The 16,529-nt window shown below is 67.5% G+C and carries 16 protein-coding genes; 8 read left to right on the top strand and 8 right to left on the bottom strand.

Annotated features, from left to right (window positions below; genetic code table 11):
• Positions 1–37 precede the first annotated feature (37 nt).
• Positions 38–1,036 carry an NADP-dependent oxidoreductase gene (locus RSO68_RS11590; RefSeq protein ID WP_315586698.1) on the top strand — a complete coding sequence of 333 codons (999 nt, stop codon included), beginning with the start codon at positions 38–40 and terminating at the stop codon, positions 1,034–1,036.
• 182 nt (positions 1,037–1,218) lie between these two features.
• The gene (locus RSO68_RS11585; protein WP_315586697.1) at positions 1,219–1,434 is read left to right on the top strand and encodes a TIGR02450 family Trp-rich protein; all 216 of its coding nucleotides are present in this window, start codon (positions 1,219–1,221) and stop codon (positions 1,432–1,434) included.
• Between the two features lie 54 nt (positions 1,435–1,488).
• Here the strand turns inward: RSO68_RS11585 and RSO68_RS11580 are convergent, their stop codons facing one another.
• From RSO68_RS11580 to RSO68_RS11570, 3 genes are all read right to left on the bottom strand, one after another.
• Entirely contained in the window at positions 1,489–3,078 is a 1,590-nt protein-coding gene (locus RSO68_RS11580) for a glutamate synthase-related protein (protein WP_315586696.1), read from the bottom strand.
• A 189-nt stretch (positions 3,079–3,267) separates the two neighbouring features.
• Positions 3,268–3,615, bottom strand: a complete 348-nt coding sequence (locus tag RSO68_RS11575; protein WP_315586695.1) for a thioredoxin family protein — start codon at positions 3,613–3,615, stop codon at positions 3,268–3,270.
• Positions 3,612–4,616 (bottom strand): putative RNA methyltransferase, encoded by a 1,005-nt coding sequence (locus tag RSO68_RS11570; protein ID WP_315586694.1) that lies wholly within the window; start codon positions 4,614–4,616, stop codon positions 3,612–3,614. The genes RSO68_RS11575 and RSO68_RS11570 overlap by 4 nt, the downstream gene beginning before the upstream one ends.
• A gap of 201 nt (positions 4,617–4,817) precedes the next feature.
• Here RSO68_RS11570 and RSO68_RS11565 point away from each other — a divergent pair, with 201 nt between their 5' ends.
• Positions 4,818–5,735 carry a DMT family transporter gene (locus RSO68_RS11565; protein ID WP_315586693.1) on the top strand — a complete coding sequence of 306 codons (918 nt, stop codon included), beginning with the start codon at positions 4,818–4,820 and terminating at the stop codon, positions 5,733–5,735.
• Between the two features lie 153 nt (positions 5,736–5,888).
• Here the strand turns inward: RSO68_RS11565 and RSO68_RS11560 are convergent, their stop codons facing one another.
• Both RSO68_RS11560 and yghU read right to left on the bottom strand, forming a co-directional pair.
• The gene (locus RSO68_RS11560) at positions 5,889–7,169 is read right to left on the bottom strand and encodes a dicarboxylate/amino acid:cation symporter (protein WP_315586692.1); all 1,281 of its coding nucleotides are present in this window, start codon (positions 7,167–7,169) and stop codon (positions 5,889–5,891) included.
• Positions 7,170–7,240: 71 nt separating this feature from the next.
• Positions 7,241–8,110 (bottom strand): glutathione-dependent disulfide-bond oxidoreductase, encoded by an 870-nt coding sequence (gene yghU, locus RSO68_RS11555; RefSeq protein ID WP_315586691.1) that lies wholly within the window; start codon positions 8,108–8,110, stop codon positions 7,241–7,243.
• 314 nt (positions 8,111–8,424) lie between these two features.
• On the opposite strand from yghU, the gene RSO68_RS11550 reads away from it, so the two are divergent.
• Positions 8,425–10,317 (top strand): methyl-accepting chemotaxis protein, encoded by a 1,893-nt coding sequence (locus RSO68_RS11550; protein WP_315586690.1) that lies wholly within the window; start codon positions 8,425–8,427, stop codon positions 10,315–10,317.
• Positions 10,318–10,334: 17 nt separating this feature from the next.
• On the opposite strand, the gene RSO68_RS11545 is transcribed toward RSO68_RS11550, so the two are convergent.
• Positions 10,335–11,090, bottom strand: a complete 756-nt coding sequence (locus RSO68_RS11545; protein WP_315586689.1) for a TIGR01458 family HAD-type hydrolase — start codon at positions 11,088–11,090, stop codon at positions 10,335–10,337.
• Positions 11,091–11,340: 250 nt separating this feature from the next.
• Here RSO68_RS11545 and RSO68_RS11540 point away from each other — a divergent pair, with 250 nt between their 5' ends.
• Positions 11,341–12,957: a sensor domain-containing diguanylate cyclase gene (locus RSO68_RS11540; RefSeq protein WP_315586688.1), complete on the top strand. Its 1,617-nt coding sequence runs from the start codon at positions 11,341–11,343 to the stop codon at positions 12,955–12,957.
• 112 nt (positions 12,958–13,069) lie between these two features.
• Here the strand turns inward: RSO68_RS11540 and RSO68_RS11535 are convergent, their stop codons facing one another.
• Positions 13,070–13,516, bottom strand: coding sequence for a DUF6789 family protein (locus RSO68_RS11535; protein ID WP_315586687.1), 447 nt, complete (start codon positions 13,514–13,516; stop codon positions 13,070–13,072).
• A 182-nt stretch (positions 13,517–13,698) separates the two neighbouring features.
• On the opposite strand from RSO68_RS11535, the gene msrP reads away from it, so the two are divergent.
• Both msrP and msrQ read left to right on the top strand, forming a co-directional pair.
• Positions 13,699–14,715: a protein-methionine-sulfoxide reductase catalytic subunit MsrP gene (gene msrP, locus RSO68_RS11530; RefSeq protein WP_315586686.1), complete on the top strand. Its 1,017-nt coding sequence runs from the start codon at positions 13,699–13,701 to the stop codon at positions 14,713–14,715.
• Entirely contained in the window at positions 14,715–15,335 is a 621-nt protein-coding gene (msrQ, locus tag RSO68_RS11525; RefSeq protein WP_315586685.1) for a protein-methionine-sulfoxide reductase heme-binding subunit MsrQ, read from the top strand. The genes msrP and msrQ overlap by 1 nt, the downstream gene beginning before the upstream one ends.
• Positions 15,336–15,444: 109 nt before the next feature.
• On the opposite strand, the gene RSO68_RS11520 is transcribed toward msrQ, so the two are convergent.
• Entirely contained in the window at positions 15,445–15,735 is a 291-nt protein-coding gene (locus RSO68_RS11520; protein ID WP_315586684.1) for a YkgJ family cysteine cluster protein, read from the bottom strand.
• Between the two features lie 238 nt (positions 15,736–15,973).
• Between RSO68_RS11520 and RSO68_RS11515 the strand changes: the two genes are divergently transcribed.
• Positions 15,974–16,183 carry a hypothetical protein gene (locus RSO68_RS11515; protein ID WP_315586683.1) on the top strand — a complete coding sequence of 70 codons (210 nt, stop codon included), beginning with the start codon at positions 15,974–15,976 and terminating at the stop codon, positions 16,181–16,183.
• Positions 16,184–16,529: the final 346 nt, after the last annotated feature.

Genomic DNA, 16,529 nt, shown 5'->3' with positions numbered 1-16,529 from the left:
TACGACACGTACCCCGCACACCGACAGGAGTCACACGATGCAATCTCGCTTCTTCACCATCAACGATCACCCCCAGGGCACGCCGGCCCGCGAGCTGTTCGAACTGCACGAGCAGGCGCTGCCCGAGCTCGCCGAGGGCGAGGTGCGCGTCCGCAACAGCTGGCTGTCGGTGGACCCCTACATGCGCGGCCGCATGAGTGGCGTGACCACCTACATCGAGCCCTTCGAGCTCAACGCGCCGCTGGAAGGCGCGGCCATCGGCGAGGTCATCGAATCCCGCGCGGCGGAATTCCCGGTGGGCACCAAGGTGCGCCACATGGGCGGCTGGCGCGACGTCGCCCAGCTGCCCGGCGCCGAGCTGGAGACCCTGCCCGCCTATGAGGTGCCGGAGCAGGCCTACCTGGGCGTGCTCGGCATGCCGGGCATGACCGCCTGGACCGGCCTCAACCGCATCGCCGAGATGCAGGAAGGCGACAACGTGCTGGTCAGCGGCGCCGCCGGCGCGGTGGGCTCGCTGGCCGTGCAGCTGGCCAAGGCCAAGGGCGGCACCGTGGTCGGCATCGCCGGCTCCCAGGAGAAGCTCGACTGGCTCGAGGCGCACGGCGTCAAGGCGGTCAGCTACAAGGGCAAGAACGCCCCCCAGCTCACCGAGGCCCTCAACGCGGCCTGCCCCGAGGGCTTCGACGTCTACTACGAGAACGTCGGCGGCACCTGCCTCGAGGCGGCGCTGAACACCCTGAAGGTCGGCGCGCGCATCGCCGTGTGCGGCATGATCGCCCGCTACAATGACGACGCTCCGAGCGCCGGGCCGGGCAACCTGGCGATGATCCTGATTCGCCGCGCTCGCATGGAAGGCTTTATCGTCTTCGATCACTGGGCGCACTATCCGCAGTTCCTCGAGGAGGTCGGCCCGCAGGTCGAGAACGGCCGGATCGACTACGAGGAGACCGTCGAGGAAGGCCTCGAGCGCACCCCGGACGCCTTCCTCAAGCTGTTCGAGGGCGCCAACCGCGGCAAGATGCTGGTCAGGCTCTGATCCGCATCGCATGACGCAAAGAGGGGGCGCCGGCCAAGCCGGCGCCCCCTTTGCCTTCCCTCTCTCGGGCTGAGATCCTGAAGCGCTCGACGTGTCGGACACCCAGCCCCGCCGCGCGCCTCACCCCGCTCACGCGACCGCCCTAGCCTGCGCTCGCACGGCCCTGCCCCGAGGAGACGGCCATGAACGCCATCAATCCCGAGAAGCTTTACCACAGCAAGTGGACCGCCGTGCACCCCCGCCACAAGGAGAAACACTTCCTGGTGACGAAGCTCGTGCGCGACGAGGAGGAGACCGTGGTCGAGGTGATCCTCGAGGCGATCTACACCCACCGCGAGACCACCCTGCCCTGGCGAGCCCTCAAGGAAGACGACACCTGGCGGATGGGCTGGAAATAAGCGCCGGGTGCATCAGCACCCGGCCGTCGTGTTGCCTCGATGGCCTTGCGGCCCTCAGCCGCGCGGATCCAGCACGCCGGCGTAGCGGACCCCGCTGAGCAGGGCCATCTCGCGCTGCCAGGTCGCGAGGTCCTCGCGATGGAACTGATCCAGGCGGTGGTGGCCGCAGGCCCGCGCCAGCACCTGCATCAGCGCGACGGAGGACTCGAGGAAGGTCTGCAGCTGGCGGGCGGACTTGTCGACGTCGAGGCGCTGGCGCAGGTCCTGGCGCTGGGTGGCGATACCCGCCGGGCAGTTGTTGGTGTTGCAGATTCGCGCGGCCACGCAGCCGATCGACTGGATGGCGCTGTTGGCGATGGCGATGCCGTCGGCACCGAGTGCCATGGCCTTGACGAAGTCGCTCGGCACCCGCAACCCGCCGGTGACGATCAGGGTGACGCGGCCGCTGGCGCCCTGCTCATCGAGGTAGCGCCGGGCCCGCGCCAGCGCCGGAATGGTGGGCACGCTGATGTGGTCGCGAAAGAGCGTCGGGGCCGCCCCGGTGGCGCCGCCGCGGCCGTCGAGGATGAGGTAGTCGGCGCCGGCATCGAGCGCGAACTGGATGTCCCGTTCGATGTGGTTGGCGCTGAGCTTGAAGCCGATCGGAATGCCGCCGCTCAGCTCGCGCACCCGATCCGCGAAGTGGCGGAAGTCGGCGACCGAGTGCAGATCCTCGAAGGTCGGCGGCGAGACGGCCGGCTCGCCCTCGGGGATGCCGCGCACCTTGGCGATCTTGCCGGTGTTCTTGTTGCCCGGCAGGAAGCCCCCGGTGCCGGTCTTGGCACCCTGCCCGCCCTTGAAGTGGAAGGCCTGGACCTTCTCGAGCAGCGCCTCGTCGTAGCCGAACTGCGCACTGGCGAGCTCATAGAAGTAGCGCGAGTTCTCCTGCTGCTCCTCGGGCAGCATGCCCCCCTCGCCGGAACAGATGCCGGTGCCGGCGCGCTCGGCCCCGCGGGCCAGGGCGATCTTGGCCTCCTCGGAGAGGGCGCCGAAGCTCATGTCCGAGACCATCAGCGGCATGGAAAGCCTCAGCGGCTTCTTGGCCTCGGGGCCGATCACCAGTTCGGTGGCGACCTCGGCCCCCTCCCCGAGCGGCTGAGTCGCCAGCTGGGCGGCCATGATCTGCAGGTCATCCCAGTGCGGCAGGGTGTGGCGCGGCACGCCCATGGCGGTGGTCGGCCCGTGGGGCCCCATCTGCTCGAGCCCCTCGCGGGCCAGCTGATGGATGAAGGCCACCGTGGGCTCCTCCTCGGTGGCCCTGGCCTCGGGCTGACTCTCGGACTGGCTCCCGGCCTCGTCCGACGCGTCCGATGCGCTCGATTGGTCGGCGTCGTCTCCGGGGCCTTCCTGGCCCACCTGATCATCACTGAAGCGCGCGTGAGTGCCATCGCAATAGGGCGCATCGGCGGTGTGCTTGCAGCGGCACAGGGTGACCTCGCCGTCCTCTTCGGCCACGAAACTCTTGGACGTGAAGCCGGTGCCGGCGTGGGAGCCGTCGCAGAAGGGCTGGTCGGCCGAGCGTCCGCAGCGGCAGAACGCGTACTCCTTGCCCTTGGTCAGGGTCACGGTCACGGGCGAGTTGGCGGCTATCACGGGCTTGTTCATGGGCACGGGCTCCTTGATCTGGACGTCGATACTCCCTGCCAAGATAGCCACCTACCGCGAACGGCGAAAACCCCGCGACCTCGATACGCCCGATCGGCCCTGACTATCGAAGCGTGCTGTCGGTCCCGATGGCCGGCCCCGATAGGCCCACGGCGCTCGGTCAGCGATGATCCGTCGACGACACTCAGTTCACGGAGATCCATTTGCGAAGAACAAGGCCGCATAGGGGCGCTGGATGGCGCGACGCACCTCGGCGAGCGAGAAGGCTCGCACGAAGGTGTCGAACAGCTGCCCCTGAAACCACAGCTCGACCACCGGCAGCGAGAAGATGCGCCGCTGGGCGCACAGTGCCGTGGCCTCGCCCTGACAGTCGACGTAGAGGGCCTCCAGGTGGGGAAACTCGTCGGCCAGCATCGCCGCGAGCCGAGGCTTGATGGCCTGGCACACGCCGCAGGCCCGGCCGCCGTAGAGCACCAACACCGCCGGGCGCGCGGCCAGGGCGGCCTTTAGGGCGTCGTGATCCGCGATGGGCGTCACGGTGCCGGCTCGCCGGGGTCGGGCGCCTGCTCGGGTGACGCGTAGGGTGTCGCATCAGCGGCATCGGGAGACGCGCCGGGCGCCTCACTGGCGGCACGCACGAAGCGCGTCAGCCGCACCTCAACGGTAACGGTGAGCGTCTCGAGCGCCGCCGCCCGCTCCCGGCCCTCGACGCTGGCACGATAGAGGTGCGGGGTCATCGCCAGCAGGTCGGCGATGGGTGCGGGGCCCTCGAGCGCGAGGGAGTAGCGCACAGTCTCGGTGTCGAGGCCCGTGAAGCCCTGCGGCGCCGGAGGCCGTTCCGTGCGCTCGGGCTTCAGCTGGGGATAGATGATCTCGCGCAGCTCGCGCAGGTGATCCGGCCCGGCCTCGGCCAGCAGCAGCACCCCGCCGGGCTTCATCACCCGGGCGAACTCCGCGGCCACCGGAAAGCCGAACAGGCACAGCAGCCGATCCAGCGTGCCCGTCTGCACCGGCAGGTGGGCGTTGCTGCCCACCACCCAGCTGGCCGGCATCCCCGCCTGCTTGCCCTGCCGGGCGGCGGCGAGCACCGCCCACTTGGAGATATCCAGGCCCAGCAGGCCCAGCGGCGGCGCCTCGTCAGTCGCCGCATCACTCGCCCCTTCGAGTCCCTCGTCACGCCTCTCGCGACATCTCTCTTCATAAGCGCGGGTCAGCTCGCGCAGGTAGTAGCCCTCGCCGCAGCCGGCATCGAGGCAGTTCAGGGTGCCCGGCTCCGCGCCATCCAGCACGGCGCGGCTGACCGCGTCGGCGACCGGCCGATAATAGCCGGCCTCGAGGAAGCGCTGACGCGCCGCGATCATCGCCTTGCTGTCGCCGGGATCGCGGGAGCGCTTCTGCTGCACCGGCAGCAGGTGCACATAGCCCTGCCGGGCGATATCGAAACTGTGCCCGGCGGCGCAGCGCCAGGCGCCATCGCGGCGCTCAAGCGCCTCGCCGTCCAGCGGACAGGCCAGTGCCTCGAAGGGTGTGCTGCTCATGACGGTGACCTCGGCCCGGTGGTGAATGTCTCTCGAACGCCCTGTTCGCACGCTCTGATCGATCGACGGCGATGATAGCATCCTCACCCGCGGCCGAGCGCGCCGGCCGGCATCGCCATCCCGGTTAGATAGTGAGCGGCTTGGCAGGTCCCGGGGGGAACGGTATCGTGCCGCGTTCCGCCCTCGACGCGATCCGCCGCCATGACGACCCAGACACTCCCCCGCTCCCTCGACGACGCCCCGGCCCTCTCCAGTCTGCTGCTGGCCCTGGTGGCCGCCGTGGGCATGGCCACCATCGGCGTCATCTCGCGCGTGACCGGCCTGCCGGCGGAGAGCATCACCTTCTACCGGCTCGGCCTCGGCGCCGCCTGCCTGCTCGCCTACCTGCTGCTGACCGGCCGCGTCGCCGGGCTGCGCACGCTGCCCGCCCGCAGCGTGGTGGTGAGTGGCGCCCTGCTGGCCGCCTTCGTGCTCTGCTACGTGCAGGCGATGAACCATACCCGCATGGCCAACGCCATCCTGATGGTCTATCTCGCCCCGGTCTGCGCCTCGGTGGTCGCCCACTTCCTGTTCGGTGAAAAGCTGGGGCCGCGCCAGACGGCGCTGATCGGCGCCGCACTGCTGGGCTTCGCCATGATGCAGGAGTTCCGCCTCGAGCTTGACGGCGGAAGCGACGCCCTGGGGCTGGGCTTCGCACTGCTGGCCATGCTGGCCTACACCGGCTTCATCCTCTGCAACCGCCGCCTGCCCCGCGACATGGACGACGCAACCGGCGCCTTCTGGCAGCTAACGGTCGGCGCGCTGGTGATCCTGCCCTTCGCGCTAAGCCAGCCCCAGGGACTCGCGGCGGCCCCCTGGCAGTGGCCATGGCTGGTGGCGGCGGGCGTGCTGCCCGGCTTTTTGGCGCTGCTGTGCGCGGTGATGGCGATCAACCGCCTGCCCACGGCGCTCTACGGCACCCTGGCCTACTGCGAGCCGGTGGCGGTGGTGATCTTCGGCTGGACGCTGTTCGGCGAGGCGCTGGGGCCGCTGCCGCTGGCCGGCTGCGCGCTGATCCTCTTAAGCGGCATGGTGCAGGCCTCACTCGGTGCCACGCGCCCGGCGCCGAGCCCCGCCTGAGCCGAGCCGCTACGCGGCGGTTCGCGCTGCAGGCAGCGCTCCTGCGAATTTCACCCGTATCACGCTGACCTGCGATGGCCCGAAAAAAGGCCGGGCCGCCTGAGCGACCCGGCCCTTGGCGCGACGTGCGCCCCGCCTCGGGGCGCGGCCGGGCTACTCGCCCTGGCCAGCGGCGACCGCCGCCTGCGGCTCGGCGCGAGACTCGATGCGCTCGCCCTCGCTGCGGCCGATGACGGCGGTGCCGACCAGGTCGCCGGTGACGTTGAGCGCCGTGCAGCCCATGCCGACCAGCGCATCGATGGCGGTGAGCAGCGCCACGGCCTCGATGGGCAGGCCCACCTGGGAGAACACCGTGGCGATCATCACGATGCCGGCGCCGGGCACCCCGGCGGTGCCCACCGAGATCAGCGTACCCACCACCACGATCTGCAGCATGCTCGACCAGTCCAGCGGCGCGCCCATCACGTTGGCGGCGAACACCGCCGAGATGGCGATGCGGATCGCCGCCCCGTCCATGTTGAGCGTCGCACCCAGCGGCAGGCTGAAGCCGTAGAGGCTGCGCGGCAGGCCCAGGCGGCTCGCGGCATCCAGGGTCAGCGGCAGGGTACCGGAGCTGCTCTGGGTGGCGAAGGCGGTGGCCATGGGCGTGCGCGCCTCGCGGAAGAAGGCCCGCGCCGGCACGCCGAAGCCCTTGAGCAGGCCGAGGTAGACCAGCAGCTGCACGCCCAGTGCCAGGTAGAGCACCACCACCATGTCGCCAAGCGACAGCAGGGTCGCAAGGCCCTGTTCGGCGACGGTGCCGACCACGATGGCGAAGACCCCGATCGGCACGACGTGAAGGATGCCGCCCATCACCTTGAGCGTGGCGGCGTTGAGCGCCTCGATCAGGCCATAGAGCTTCTCGCCCAGTTCCGCCTGGGACTCGGACTGGCGCATCTTCGCCACGGCCAGGCCGAAGACCATCGCGACGAAGATGATGCCCAGCAGATCCTGCTCGGCGAAGGCGGCGACGATGTTGTTCGGCACGATGCCAAGCACCACCGAGAGGATGCCGGGGTTATCGGGCACCGAGACCGAGCCTGCGCCCTCGAGCGACATGCCCTCCCCCGGCGACAGCAGGGTCGCGACGGCAAGACCCACGGCGATGGCCAGCGCCGAGGTGGCCAGGTAGTAGAGAAACACCTTGCGGCCGATCCGCCCGAGGCTGCCGGCCCGGCCCTGGTTGATCCCGGCCATCAGGGTGAACAGCACGATGGGCAGGATGATGAACTTCAACAGCCGCATCAGCAGCTCACCCAGCGGGGACAGCCATTCGGCCACCGTGGGCCCGCCGACCAGGCCGACCACCACGCCCAGCACCAGGGCGATGCTCACGCGCAGGATCAGCGAGGCATCGCGATAGCCGTGCCACAGGGGTGTCAGGAGCGTCGACATAGGGACCTCGTCAAAAGTAAGAGCGCCGCGGACCTTAGGCCCACGGCGCTCGGTGTGCAACGACTGGAAGGTTAAGAGCTTATAACGTCCTGCGTCTTGTGCTCGAAATCGCTGGCGTCGTGGCGCTCATGGAGCTGCATGGCCGGCTCGCCGAAGGTGCGGTTGACCATGCGCCCGCGCTGCACCGCCGGGCGGGCATCGATCTCCTTGGCCCAGCGCATCACGTGCTCGTACTCCTGCACCTGCAGGAACTCGGCGGCGTCATAAAGACGCCCCAGCACCAGCTGGCCGTACCAGGGCCAGGCGGCCATGTCGGCGATGGTGTAGGTGTCGCCGGCCAGGTAGCGCGTCTCGGCCAGGCGGCGATCCAGCACGTCGAGCTGGCGCTTGGCCTCCATGGCGTAGCGATCGATGGGGTACTCCAGCGGCTCGGGCGCATAAGCGTAGAAGTGGCCGAAGCCGCCACCCAGGAAGGGTGCGCTGCCCATCTGCCAGAACAGCCAGTTGAGCGTCTCGGTGCGCGCGCCGTGCTCGCTTGGCAGGAACTCGCCGAAGCGCTCGGCCAGATACAGCAGGATGGCGCCGGACTCGAACACCCGTACCGGCTCGTCGCCGCTGCGATCGACCAGCGCGGGGATCTTCGAGTTGGGATTGATCTCGACGAAGCCGCTGCCGAACTGGTCGCCCTCGCCGATGCGGACCAGCCAGGCGTCGTACTCGGCCTGCTGGTGCCCGAGCGCCAGCAGCTCCTCGAACATCACCGTGACCTTCACGCCGTTGGGTGTGCCCATGGAGTAGAGCTGGAAGGGGTGCTCCCCGACCGACAGCGCCTGGTCGTGGGTGGGCCCGGCGACGGGGCGATTGACGCTGGCGAAGGTGCCGCCGCTGGCCTTTTCCCAGCTCCAGATCTTCGGCGGAGTGTAGTCATTGCCTTGGCTCATGGGCCCTCCTCGGTGGCGAATCGTGTAGCTGAGGTTCGATATGGGGACGCGTTAGCGTGCTATCAACCTGTGGCGGGCGGGAGCCTGCCTCGTGCCCCGGGGCGATCACGCCTTAGCGGGCATTTTCCGTTAAAGAAAACTTTAGTTAAGCCGATAAAGTTATAAGCTTTTTCCAATAACTTACATTCAGCTCCCCCTCCCCGGCCAACAAGAATACTAGATGGTCACGCCCATGCTTATGACGACTCCCGGTAAACCCAATGAAGCTAAACAACCATTCCATTAAGTTACGCATCATCGCGAGCCTAGCCGTCGTGTTGTTGCTCGCGATTGCCATCATCGTCCCGTTTCTGTTGAACCGCATCGGAAGCGTTATCGAGCAGGCCGAGCAGCGTGAACTCGAGTCCCTGCAAGAAAGCTTCAGCGCCAAGCTGGCCGCCGAGGCGCGCCTCGCCACCTCGATGAGTCACCTGGCCTCCGGCATTCCCGACGTGCAGGCGGCGCTCGCCGGCAAGGATCGGGACAGGCTCGCCGCGCTGTTCGAGCCGGGCTTCGCCACCCTGAAGGAAGGGGGCGTCCGACAGTTCCAGTTCCACCTGCCTCCCGCGACCTCGCTGTTGAGGGTCCATAAGCCCGAGAAGTTCGGCGACGACCTCAGCGCGCTGCGCCCGACCATCGTCGAGACCAATCGCACTCAAGCGCCCGTCTCGGGCGTCGATCAGGGCGTGGCGGGGCTGGGCATCCGCGGCCTCGTCCCGGTCTTTCATCGCGACGAGCACGTAGGATCGCTCGAATTCGGCATGAGCCTGGGACAAGGCTTCTTCGAAAGCTTCGCCGATCAGTATGGCGTCGAGGCCGGGCTGCACCTGAAAACAGCCGGCGGCTTCTCATCCTACGCCTCGAGCCTGGAGGGCAGCGGCCTGCTGCCCGACTCGACGCTCCAGGGCGCCTTCGAGGGGGAGAGCGAGATGCACTACGCCGAGCGGGACGGCACGCCCCTGGCCGTCATGGGCCACGTCGTGAAGGACTACGCGGGAACGCCCATCGGCGTCGTCGAGATCGCCCTGGATCGCACCAACTACGTCGCCGCCATGGATCTGGCCCGCAACGCCGCGCTGCTGATCGCCGCGCTGACGCTGGGTGCCGGCATGATCGTGGCCTACTGGCTGTCGCGCACGATCACCCGCCCGATCAAGAACACCGTGACCGCCATGGAAAACATCGCCGCCGGCGAGGGCGACCTGACACGCCGCCTCAACGACAGCGGCCGCGACGAGCTGAGCGAGCTGGCCACGCAGTTCAACGCCTTCGTGGCGCGCATGCAGCAGACCCTTCGCGAAGTGCGCGGCACCACCTACAGCGTCTATCAGGCGGCCGGAGAAATCAGCCAGAGCAGCGAGGAGCTGGCGACGCGCACCGAGCAGTCGGCCGCCAACCTGCAGGAGACCTCCGCCTCCATGGAGGAGATCACCGCAACCGTCAATCACAGCGCCGAGTCGGCCTCCCAGGCGAACCAGCTGGTGCAGTCCACCGCGGAGGTGGCCCGCCAGGGCGAGGCCGCGATGGATCAGGTCGAGCGCACGATGAGCGACATCAACGCGTCGTCGGCGAAGATCAGCGACATCATCACGATGATCGACTCGATTGCCTTCCAGACCAACATCCTGGCCCTGAACGCCTCGGTCGAGGCCGCCCGCGCCGGTGAGCACGGTCGCGGATTCGCCGTGGTCGCCGAGGAAGTGCGCACGCTGGCCAGCCGCTCCAGCGAGGCGTCCCAGGAGATCCGCCAGCTGATCGATGCCTCGACGTCACATACCCACTCGGGCGCCGAACTCGTGCGCTCCGCCGGGCAGACCATGAAGGACATCGTGGCAAGCGTGGCGCGGGTGACCGACGTCATCGCCGAGATCAGTGCCGGCGCCAAGGAACAGAGCAACGGTATCGGCCAGATCAATACCGCCGTGGCGGAGATGGATACGATGACTCAGCAGAACGCGGCGATGGTGCAGCAGTCCTCGTCGTCTGCCGGCGAGATGAAGGATCACGCCCAGCGTCTCAGCCAGCTGGTCGACTCCTTCGTGCTCGGCGAGGAGCAGCGGAAGATGGCCGCGCCTCGAAGCGAACAACGCCCCGCGGCCCGCCCGGCGGCACGCCCGGCCGCCAGGCCCGTGACGGCAGCGCAGACCGACGAATGGGAGGAGTTCTAGGCCCGATCCGGCGCGCCTCAGGGCGCGTCGAGCAGCGCCTCGACCAGCGCGGCCAGGCTCGCCTCGCAGCGGGCCTCGGGCGCCCGGGCCTCGTCGCCCTGGCGATACTTGCCCGAGCGCACCAGACACGCCTCGAGGCCGACCTCCATGGCCGCGAGCACGTCGCACTCCACGTCATCGCCCACCATCAGCGCCTCGCCGGGTTCCACCCCGGCCTCCTCGAGCACGGCGCGAAAGAAGTCGCCCGACGGCTTGCCGAGAATCCGCGCCTCGCTGCCGGCGGCGACCTCCAGGGCACGCACGAAGGGGCCCGCGTCCAGATGCAGGGTGCCATTTTCGCGAAAGTAGCGATTGGTGCCTACGGCGATCAGCGGTGCGCCCTCCAGCAGCAGCCGGAAGGCCTCATCGAGGTGGGCGTAGTCCAGGCGCTGCTCGGCGTCGCCGAGCACCACGGCGTTGGGCGCGTCCCCGGGCAGGTCGGCGAACTCCGGCTCAAGGTTCTCGTGGATCAGCAGATAGGGACGGAGCCGATGGCGCTCGAGATGGCGGCGGATCGCCCCGGGCGCGGTGAAGACCTGCTCCGGCGCCACGTCGAAACCCAGGCGTTTGAGCTCCTCGCAGACCGCCGCCGAGGTCTTGCGCGAGGTGTTGGTGAGAAAGCGCAAACGAAACCCGCTCGACGCGAGCCGCGCCACCGCCTCCACGGCGCCGGGCAGGGCCTCGCCGTCCTCGGTCAACACCCCGCTGATATCGAGCAGTACCGCCTTGAGCATCGTCGTCTCCTCCGCCGCGACTCCTCCCCAGCCTAGCCGCTGGTGGCGGGATCGGCCCGCCAGCGCGGCGACCGTCGCCCGGGTCAGCCATCGCCATAACGTTGATCGGGGTCGCGTTAGCGGCGGCGGCGTGTGGCTGCCGCGTTGCTCATTCGATGGTAATGTCACAGTTAGCTAATCGAAAAATATCCGCGACGATGGACCGTCCGTGGCGGAGAATCACGGCAACTTCCAAGGGCCTTCCGCTTCTATGACCATCTTCCAAGACGCGCCCCAAGCGGTGGTTTTCGGCGACGACGCCCTGCTCGATCGGCTCCATACCCCCGTCTGGATCTTCGATATCGAGCAGGAAAAGATGCGCTACGCCAATGCCGCGGCGCTGAGATTCTGGGAGGCAGAGGCGCCGCAGGAACTCTATAACCGGGATTTCTCCCCGACGATGAGCGAGGCGACGCGACGCCGCCTCGCGGATTACCTGCCGCGCCTGACCGGCGGCGAGGTGATCGATGAACACTGGAGCTTCTACCCCGGTGGCCAGGCCGTTTCCTTGCACTGCCGCTGCAGCCACCTGGTGATGAGCGATGGGCGTAGCGGCATGCTGGTGGAGGGCGTTGATAGCGCCGTTTCACTGGATGCCTCCAGCCTGCGCGCCCTCGAGGCCGTCAGGCACTCGTCGATGATGGTCTCCGTATTCGATGACAAGGGACGCCTGCTGGTGCGCAACCCGGCCGCCCTCGAGGCACGCGGGGCGCTCGCCTCCTTTCACGACTGCTTCACCGACCGCGACCTGGCCGAGCGGCTGCTCCCCCAGCTGGAGCAGGAGTCACGCTGCTCGCTGGAAGCGATCATGCGCCTCAACGATGGCGCGCGCTGGCACCATGTCGACATGTGCCATGCCACCGATCCCGAGACGGGCCGGCCGATGATCGTGATGGGCGAACTCGACATCACCTCGCGCAAGGTGCTGGAGGGCGCACAGCGCGTCTCCCACCGTCAGCTGGAAGTGGTCATCGAGGGACTGGATCTCGGGCTGCTGCTCGAGGACGAGCATCGCCGTGTCATCGTGGCCAACCAGGCCTTCTGCGACCTCTTTGGCATCGAGGCGCCTCCCGAGAGCCTCGCCGGAATGGACTGTCGCGAGGCGGCGCAGTCCACCAAGGGATACTTCACGGAACCGGACGCCTTCGTTGCGCGGATCGAGGAGCTCGTCGTAACGCGGCGCAAGCAGACCCGCGACCTGCTGGCCATGGCCAACGGTCGCTTCCTCGAGCGCGCCTATACGCCACTGTTCGTCGCCGACGAGTACCACGGCCACCTCTGGGCGTATCGCGACGTTACCCGGCAGAAACGCCAGCAGGCCTTCTGGGCCCACCAGGCCAGCACCGATCCCTTGACCGGGCTGGCCAACCGCCGCTCCTTCGAGGAGGCTGCCCAGAGGGTCGCCCGATCGGTCGAGGACGGGGAGTTCGAGGCGGCCCTGCTGATGATCGACATCGATCGCTTCAAGGCCATCAACGACAGCCTGGGCCACGCCGAGGGCGACAAGGGCCTGAAACTGTTGGCGAACACCCTGCGCGACAACCTGCGCCCCAGCGACCTGCCCTGCCGCACCGGCGGGGAGGAGTTCATGGTGATCATGCCCGACATGGCCCACGAAGAGGCCGAGAGCGTCGCCTGGCGCCTGCTGCGCCGGATCGCCGAGGCAACGGTCGACGCACAGGAGCTCCCCTTCCACTTCACGGTGAGCATCGGCGTCACCCGCTTTCGCCCGAGCGATGCGAACATTTCGGCCGTGACCCAGCGCGCCGACGCCGCCATGTACCAGGCTAAAGACGACGGCAGAAATTGCGTGGCGGCTCGCTGGTAGCCACGCGAGACTCACGCAGGCAAGCGGCCGCCCGCACGGCGTCGATTTGCAGCGCCGCTACCCGAGGGCGATAGCGGCGTCGCCCTGCCACGCATTACCGCCTTTCCCGAGGCTAGACCACGCCCCTCCCCCAGCCGTAGACGGACCCGATCACCGCCCCGAAGACGAGGTGGGCAATCAGCATGAAGAGCGGCGCCACCAGACCGAGGCCCAGACCGAAGAAGCCGGAGCCCGCCAGGGGAAAGACCGTGACCATCACCACCAGCCAGCTGCCGACGCCGAACTCCAGCCCGCGCCGCGTGGGCGTGCGACCGGGGAGGTAGGGAACCAGCAGCGCGAACAGCAGCCCCCAGATCAGCGTACCCACGGCGAAATGGATGCCCCAGGCCAGCATCCGGCTGTCCGGCGAGCCGAGCAGGTCCTGAGCGGCCAGGTTCATGACTTCGATGGGGTTGTACCAGGGCATGATTCCCGCCGCCAGGCGCAGAATCAGGATCAGCGAGATGACCAGGGTGGCCGTGAACCCGGCCATCAACCCGCGTAACAGGCGATTGCTCATGGCGTCCTCCCGCATGTCGGTGTGACTTTCAGTGTAGCCACACGATGGAGGGCGCAATGCGGGCCCCGGCCTCTGGCCATCATTACAAAGCTGTCATCTTGGCGTCAGCGGTTTGACGAGGCCCGCGTGTCACGATGCCGGAAACTTGCCGCGTCAACGTTCGGCGCCAGTGGAGGCATCACATGCTGATAAAAATCGCCAAGCCCAGCGACCTGCGCGAATCCGATGTGACACCGGAATCCGTCTACCTCTCCCGTCGCCGCTTCATGGGCGGCCTGGCAGGCCTGGGGGCGGGGCTCGCCCTCTCCGGCACGGCCAAGGCCAGCGCCGACTACTCGGATGTACCCGACGGCGACGCTCCGGCCTGGCTGCAGGGCAAGATCGATAGCTCCCGCCGGCGCGCCGTCGTGCCGGCCGACCCCGAGACGGACGCGATCGCCCCGTTCCGCGACGCCAGCGGCTACAACAACTTCTACGAGTTCGGCTCGAGCAAGTCCGACCCGGCCCGCCACGCCGACCGCCTGGAGACCCAGCCGTGGAGCGTGGTGATCGACGGCGAGGTGAATAACGGCGGCCGCTTCAACCTGGAAGACTTCGCCAGCCCCTCCCGATTCGAGGAGCGCATCTATCGCCTGCGCTGCGTCGAGGCGTGGTCGATGGTGATTCCCTGGCTGGGCATCTCGCTGGCCGACGTCATCCAGCGCGCCGAGCCCACCAGCAAGGCCAAGTACGTGCGCTTCGAGACCCTGGTCGACCCCGAGCAGATGCCCGCCCAAGACTCCGCCTTCTCGCTGATCGACTGGCCCTACGTGGAAGGGCTGCGACTGGACGAGGCCATGCACCCGCTGACGCTGCTGGCACTCGGCATGTACGGCCGCGAGCTGCCCAACCAGAACGGCGCGCCCCTGCGGCTGGTGGTGCCCTGGAAATACGGCTTCAAGAGCATCAAGTCGATCGTGCGTATCTCGCTGGTGGAGGAGCAGCCCGTCAACTCCTGGCAGCGGATCGCCCCGGACGAGTACGGCTTCTACGCCAACGTCAATCCCGAGGTCGACCACCCGCGCTGGAGCCAGGCCACCGAACGGCGCCTGCCCAACAGCCTGTTCAACCCCAACACCCTCGATACCCGCATGTTCAACGGCTACGCCGACGAGGTGGCCGAGCTGTACGCGGGCATGGATCTGCGGAAGCACTTCTGATGGCCGCCCAGCGCAAATGGCAGCTATGGCGCATCGGCGTGTTCCTGGCGGCGCTGGCGCCCCTGGTAATGTGGGGCTGGCAGGTCGCCAGCAACGCCGCCGGCCCCGAACCGGGGCGCTACCTGCTGCTGAATATCGGCCTGGGGGGGCTCTGGATGCTGCTGCTCACCCTGTGCCTGACGCCGCTCACCAAGCTCACACGTTGGAAGGGCTTTGCGCTGATTCGCCGGCAGCTCGGCCTCTGGACGCTGGCCTACGCCACCCTGCACCTGCTCAGCTACGCGCTGTTCATCCTGGGGCTCGACTGGGCCATGCTCGGCAGCGAGCTGGTCAAGCGCCCCTACATTGTCGTCGGCATGCTCGCCCTGATCGGCCTGGCGGCCCTGGGCGCGACCTCGAACCGCTGGTCGATGCGCCGGCTCGGCAAGCGCTGGAAGCCGCTGCACAAGCTCTCCTACCCCATCCTGGGGCTGATACTGCTGCACTTCTTCTGGGGGGTGCGTGCCGATCTCGGGGAGTGGTTCCTGTACGCCACAGCGTCTGCCCTGATCATGGCGACCCGCCTGCCGCCGGTGGCCAGCCGCCTTCCCAGGCTGCGTCAACGACTCGCCAGCGCCTGATGGACAGCGGGGACTCGCCGGCACCATCAGCCCCTGAGAACGTGCCCACGTCCAGGGCCTGACGTGGGGGCTTTCCCCAAGGGGCTCCTGCGAGATGTTCACCCCTGCCTTATAAAAACTTCACGCGCTCATCCAGGCACTCATAAGAGCCCATCTCGAACTCCCGGCATATCCACGGCCGGTTTTCGTAAATGGTGCACATATAGGTTTCCCTATCCAAGGCCGCGCACCAGCCATCGTCGAGTCGCTTCATCGTCTCACCGCCGTACTGGTCGCGCAGGATAAACTCCTCCGGCACGCCCGTATCGGAAATGATCATGACCTCGAGGCGACAGCAGCACGCCTTGCAGTTTGCGCACGACACATCCGAGGAAGACGTGTTTTCAATGGGAATATTCATGAGGTCACTAAGCTGTTAATGATCCGTGGAGGTTAAAGGGCCAGGCCCTCAGTGCTCCCCAAGGGGTGATGCCCGCCGCTGGCCGCAGCACCCATGCCAACGAGATGACCGGGGAGGCCGTGACCCCGCCATCATCCCATGTAACAGAAGGGGAGTCTGTCCCTCATCCCCCATCCTCGCCGGCCTGCCCGCCCTGATAGGCCTGGCGGCCCTGGGCGCAACCTCGAACCGCTGGTCAATGCGCCGGCTGGACAAGCGCTGGAAGCCACTGCACAAGCTCTCCTACCCCATCCTGGGGCTGATACTGCTGCACTTCTTCTGGGGGGTGCGCGCCGACCTCGGGGAGTGGACCCTGTACGCCACCGCATCCGCCCTGATCATGGCAACCTGCCTGCCGCCGGTGGCTCGGAGCCTGCCCAAATTTCGTCAATGGCTCATCAGCAACTAGATTGACGGTCGGGCTCACGAGACAGCAACACCGCGCCAACCCGGTTTTGGGCTGCTAGGTCATGACGTTTATCCAGCTTATCAAGGGACATACCCGTCGCCAGGAGCAGTACCAGTATCAACCAGATGACCAACGTGGCAGTGAAACCGGCCATCACCCCGCAGGGCCATCATGGCGTCCTCCCGGCTGCCAATGTGACTTTCAGTGCAACCATTCCATAATTAGTGCGACTCTGTGTTCGGATGACGAGAGTGGCTCGTCTTCGACAACACAGGTTCACCACACTGCCATATAGAAAAAAAGCATACGACTTCCAATAAAAATCAAACCAAACCCTATCACCAAA

The organism is Halomonas saccharevitans (genome assembly GCF_032333995.1).
Lineage (GTDB): Bacteria > Pseudomonadota > Gammaproteobacteria > Pseudomonadales > Halomonadaceae > Halomonas > Halomonas saccharevitans.
This window is presented reverse-complemented; position numbering and strand designations above follow the sequence as displayed.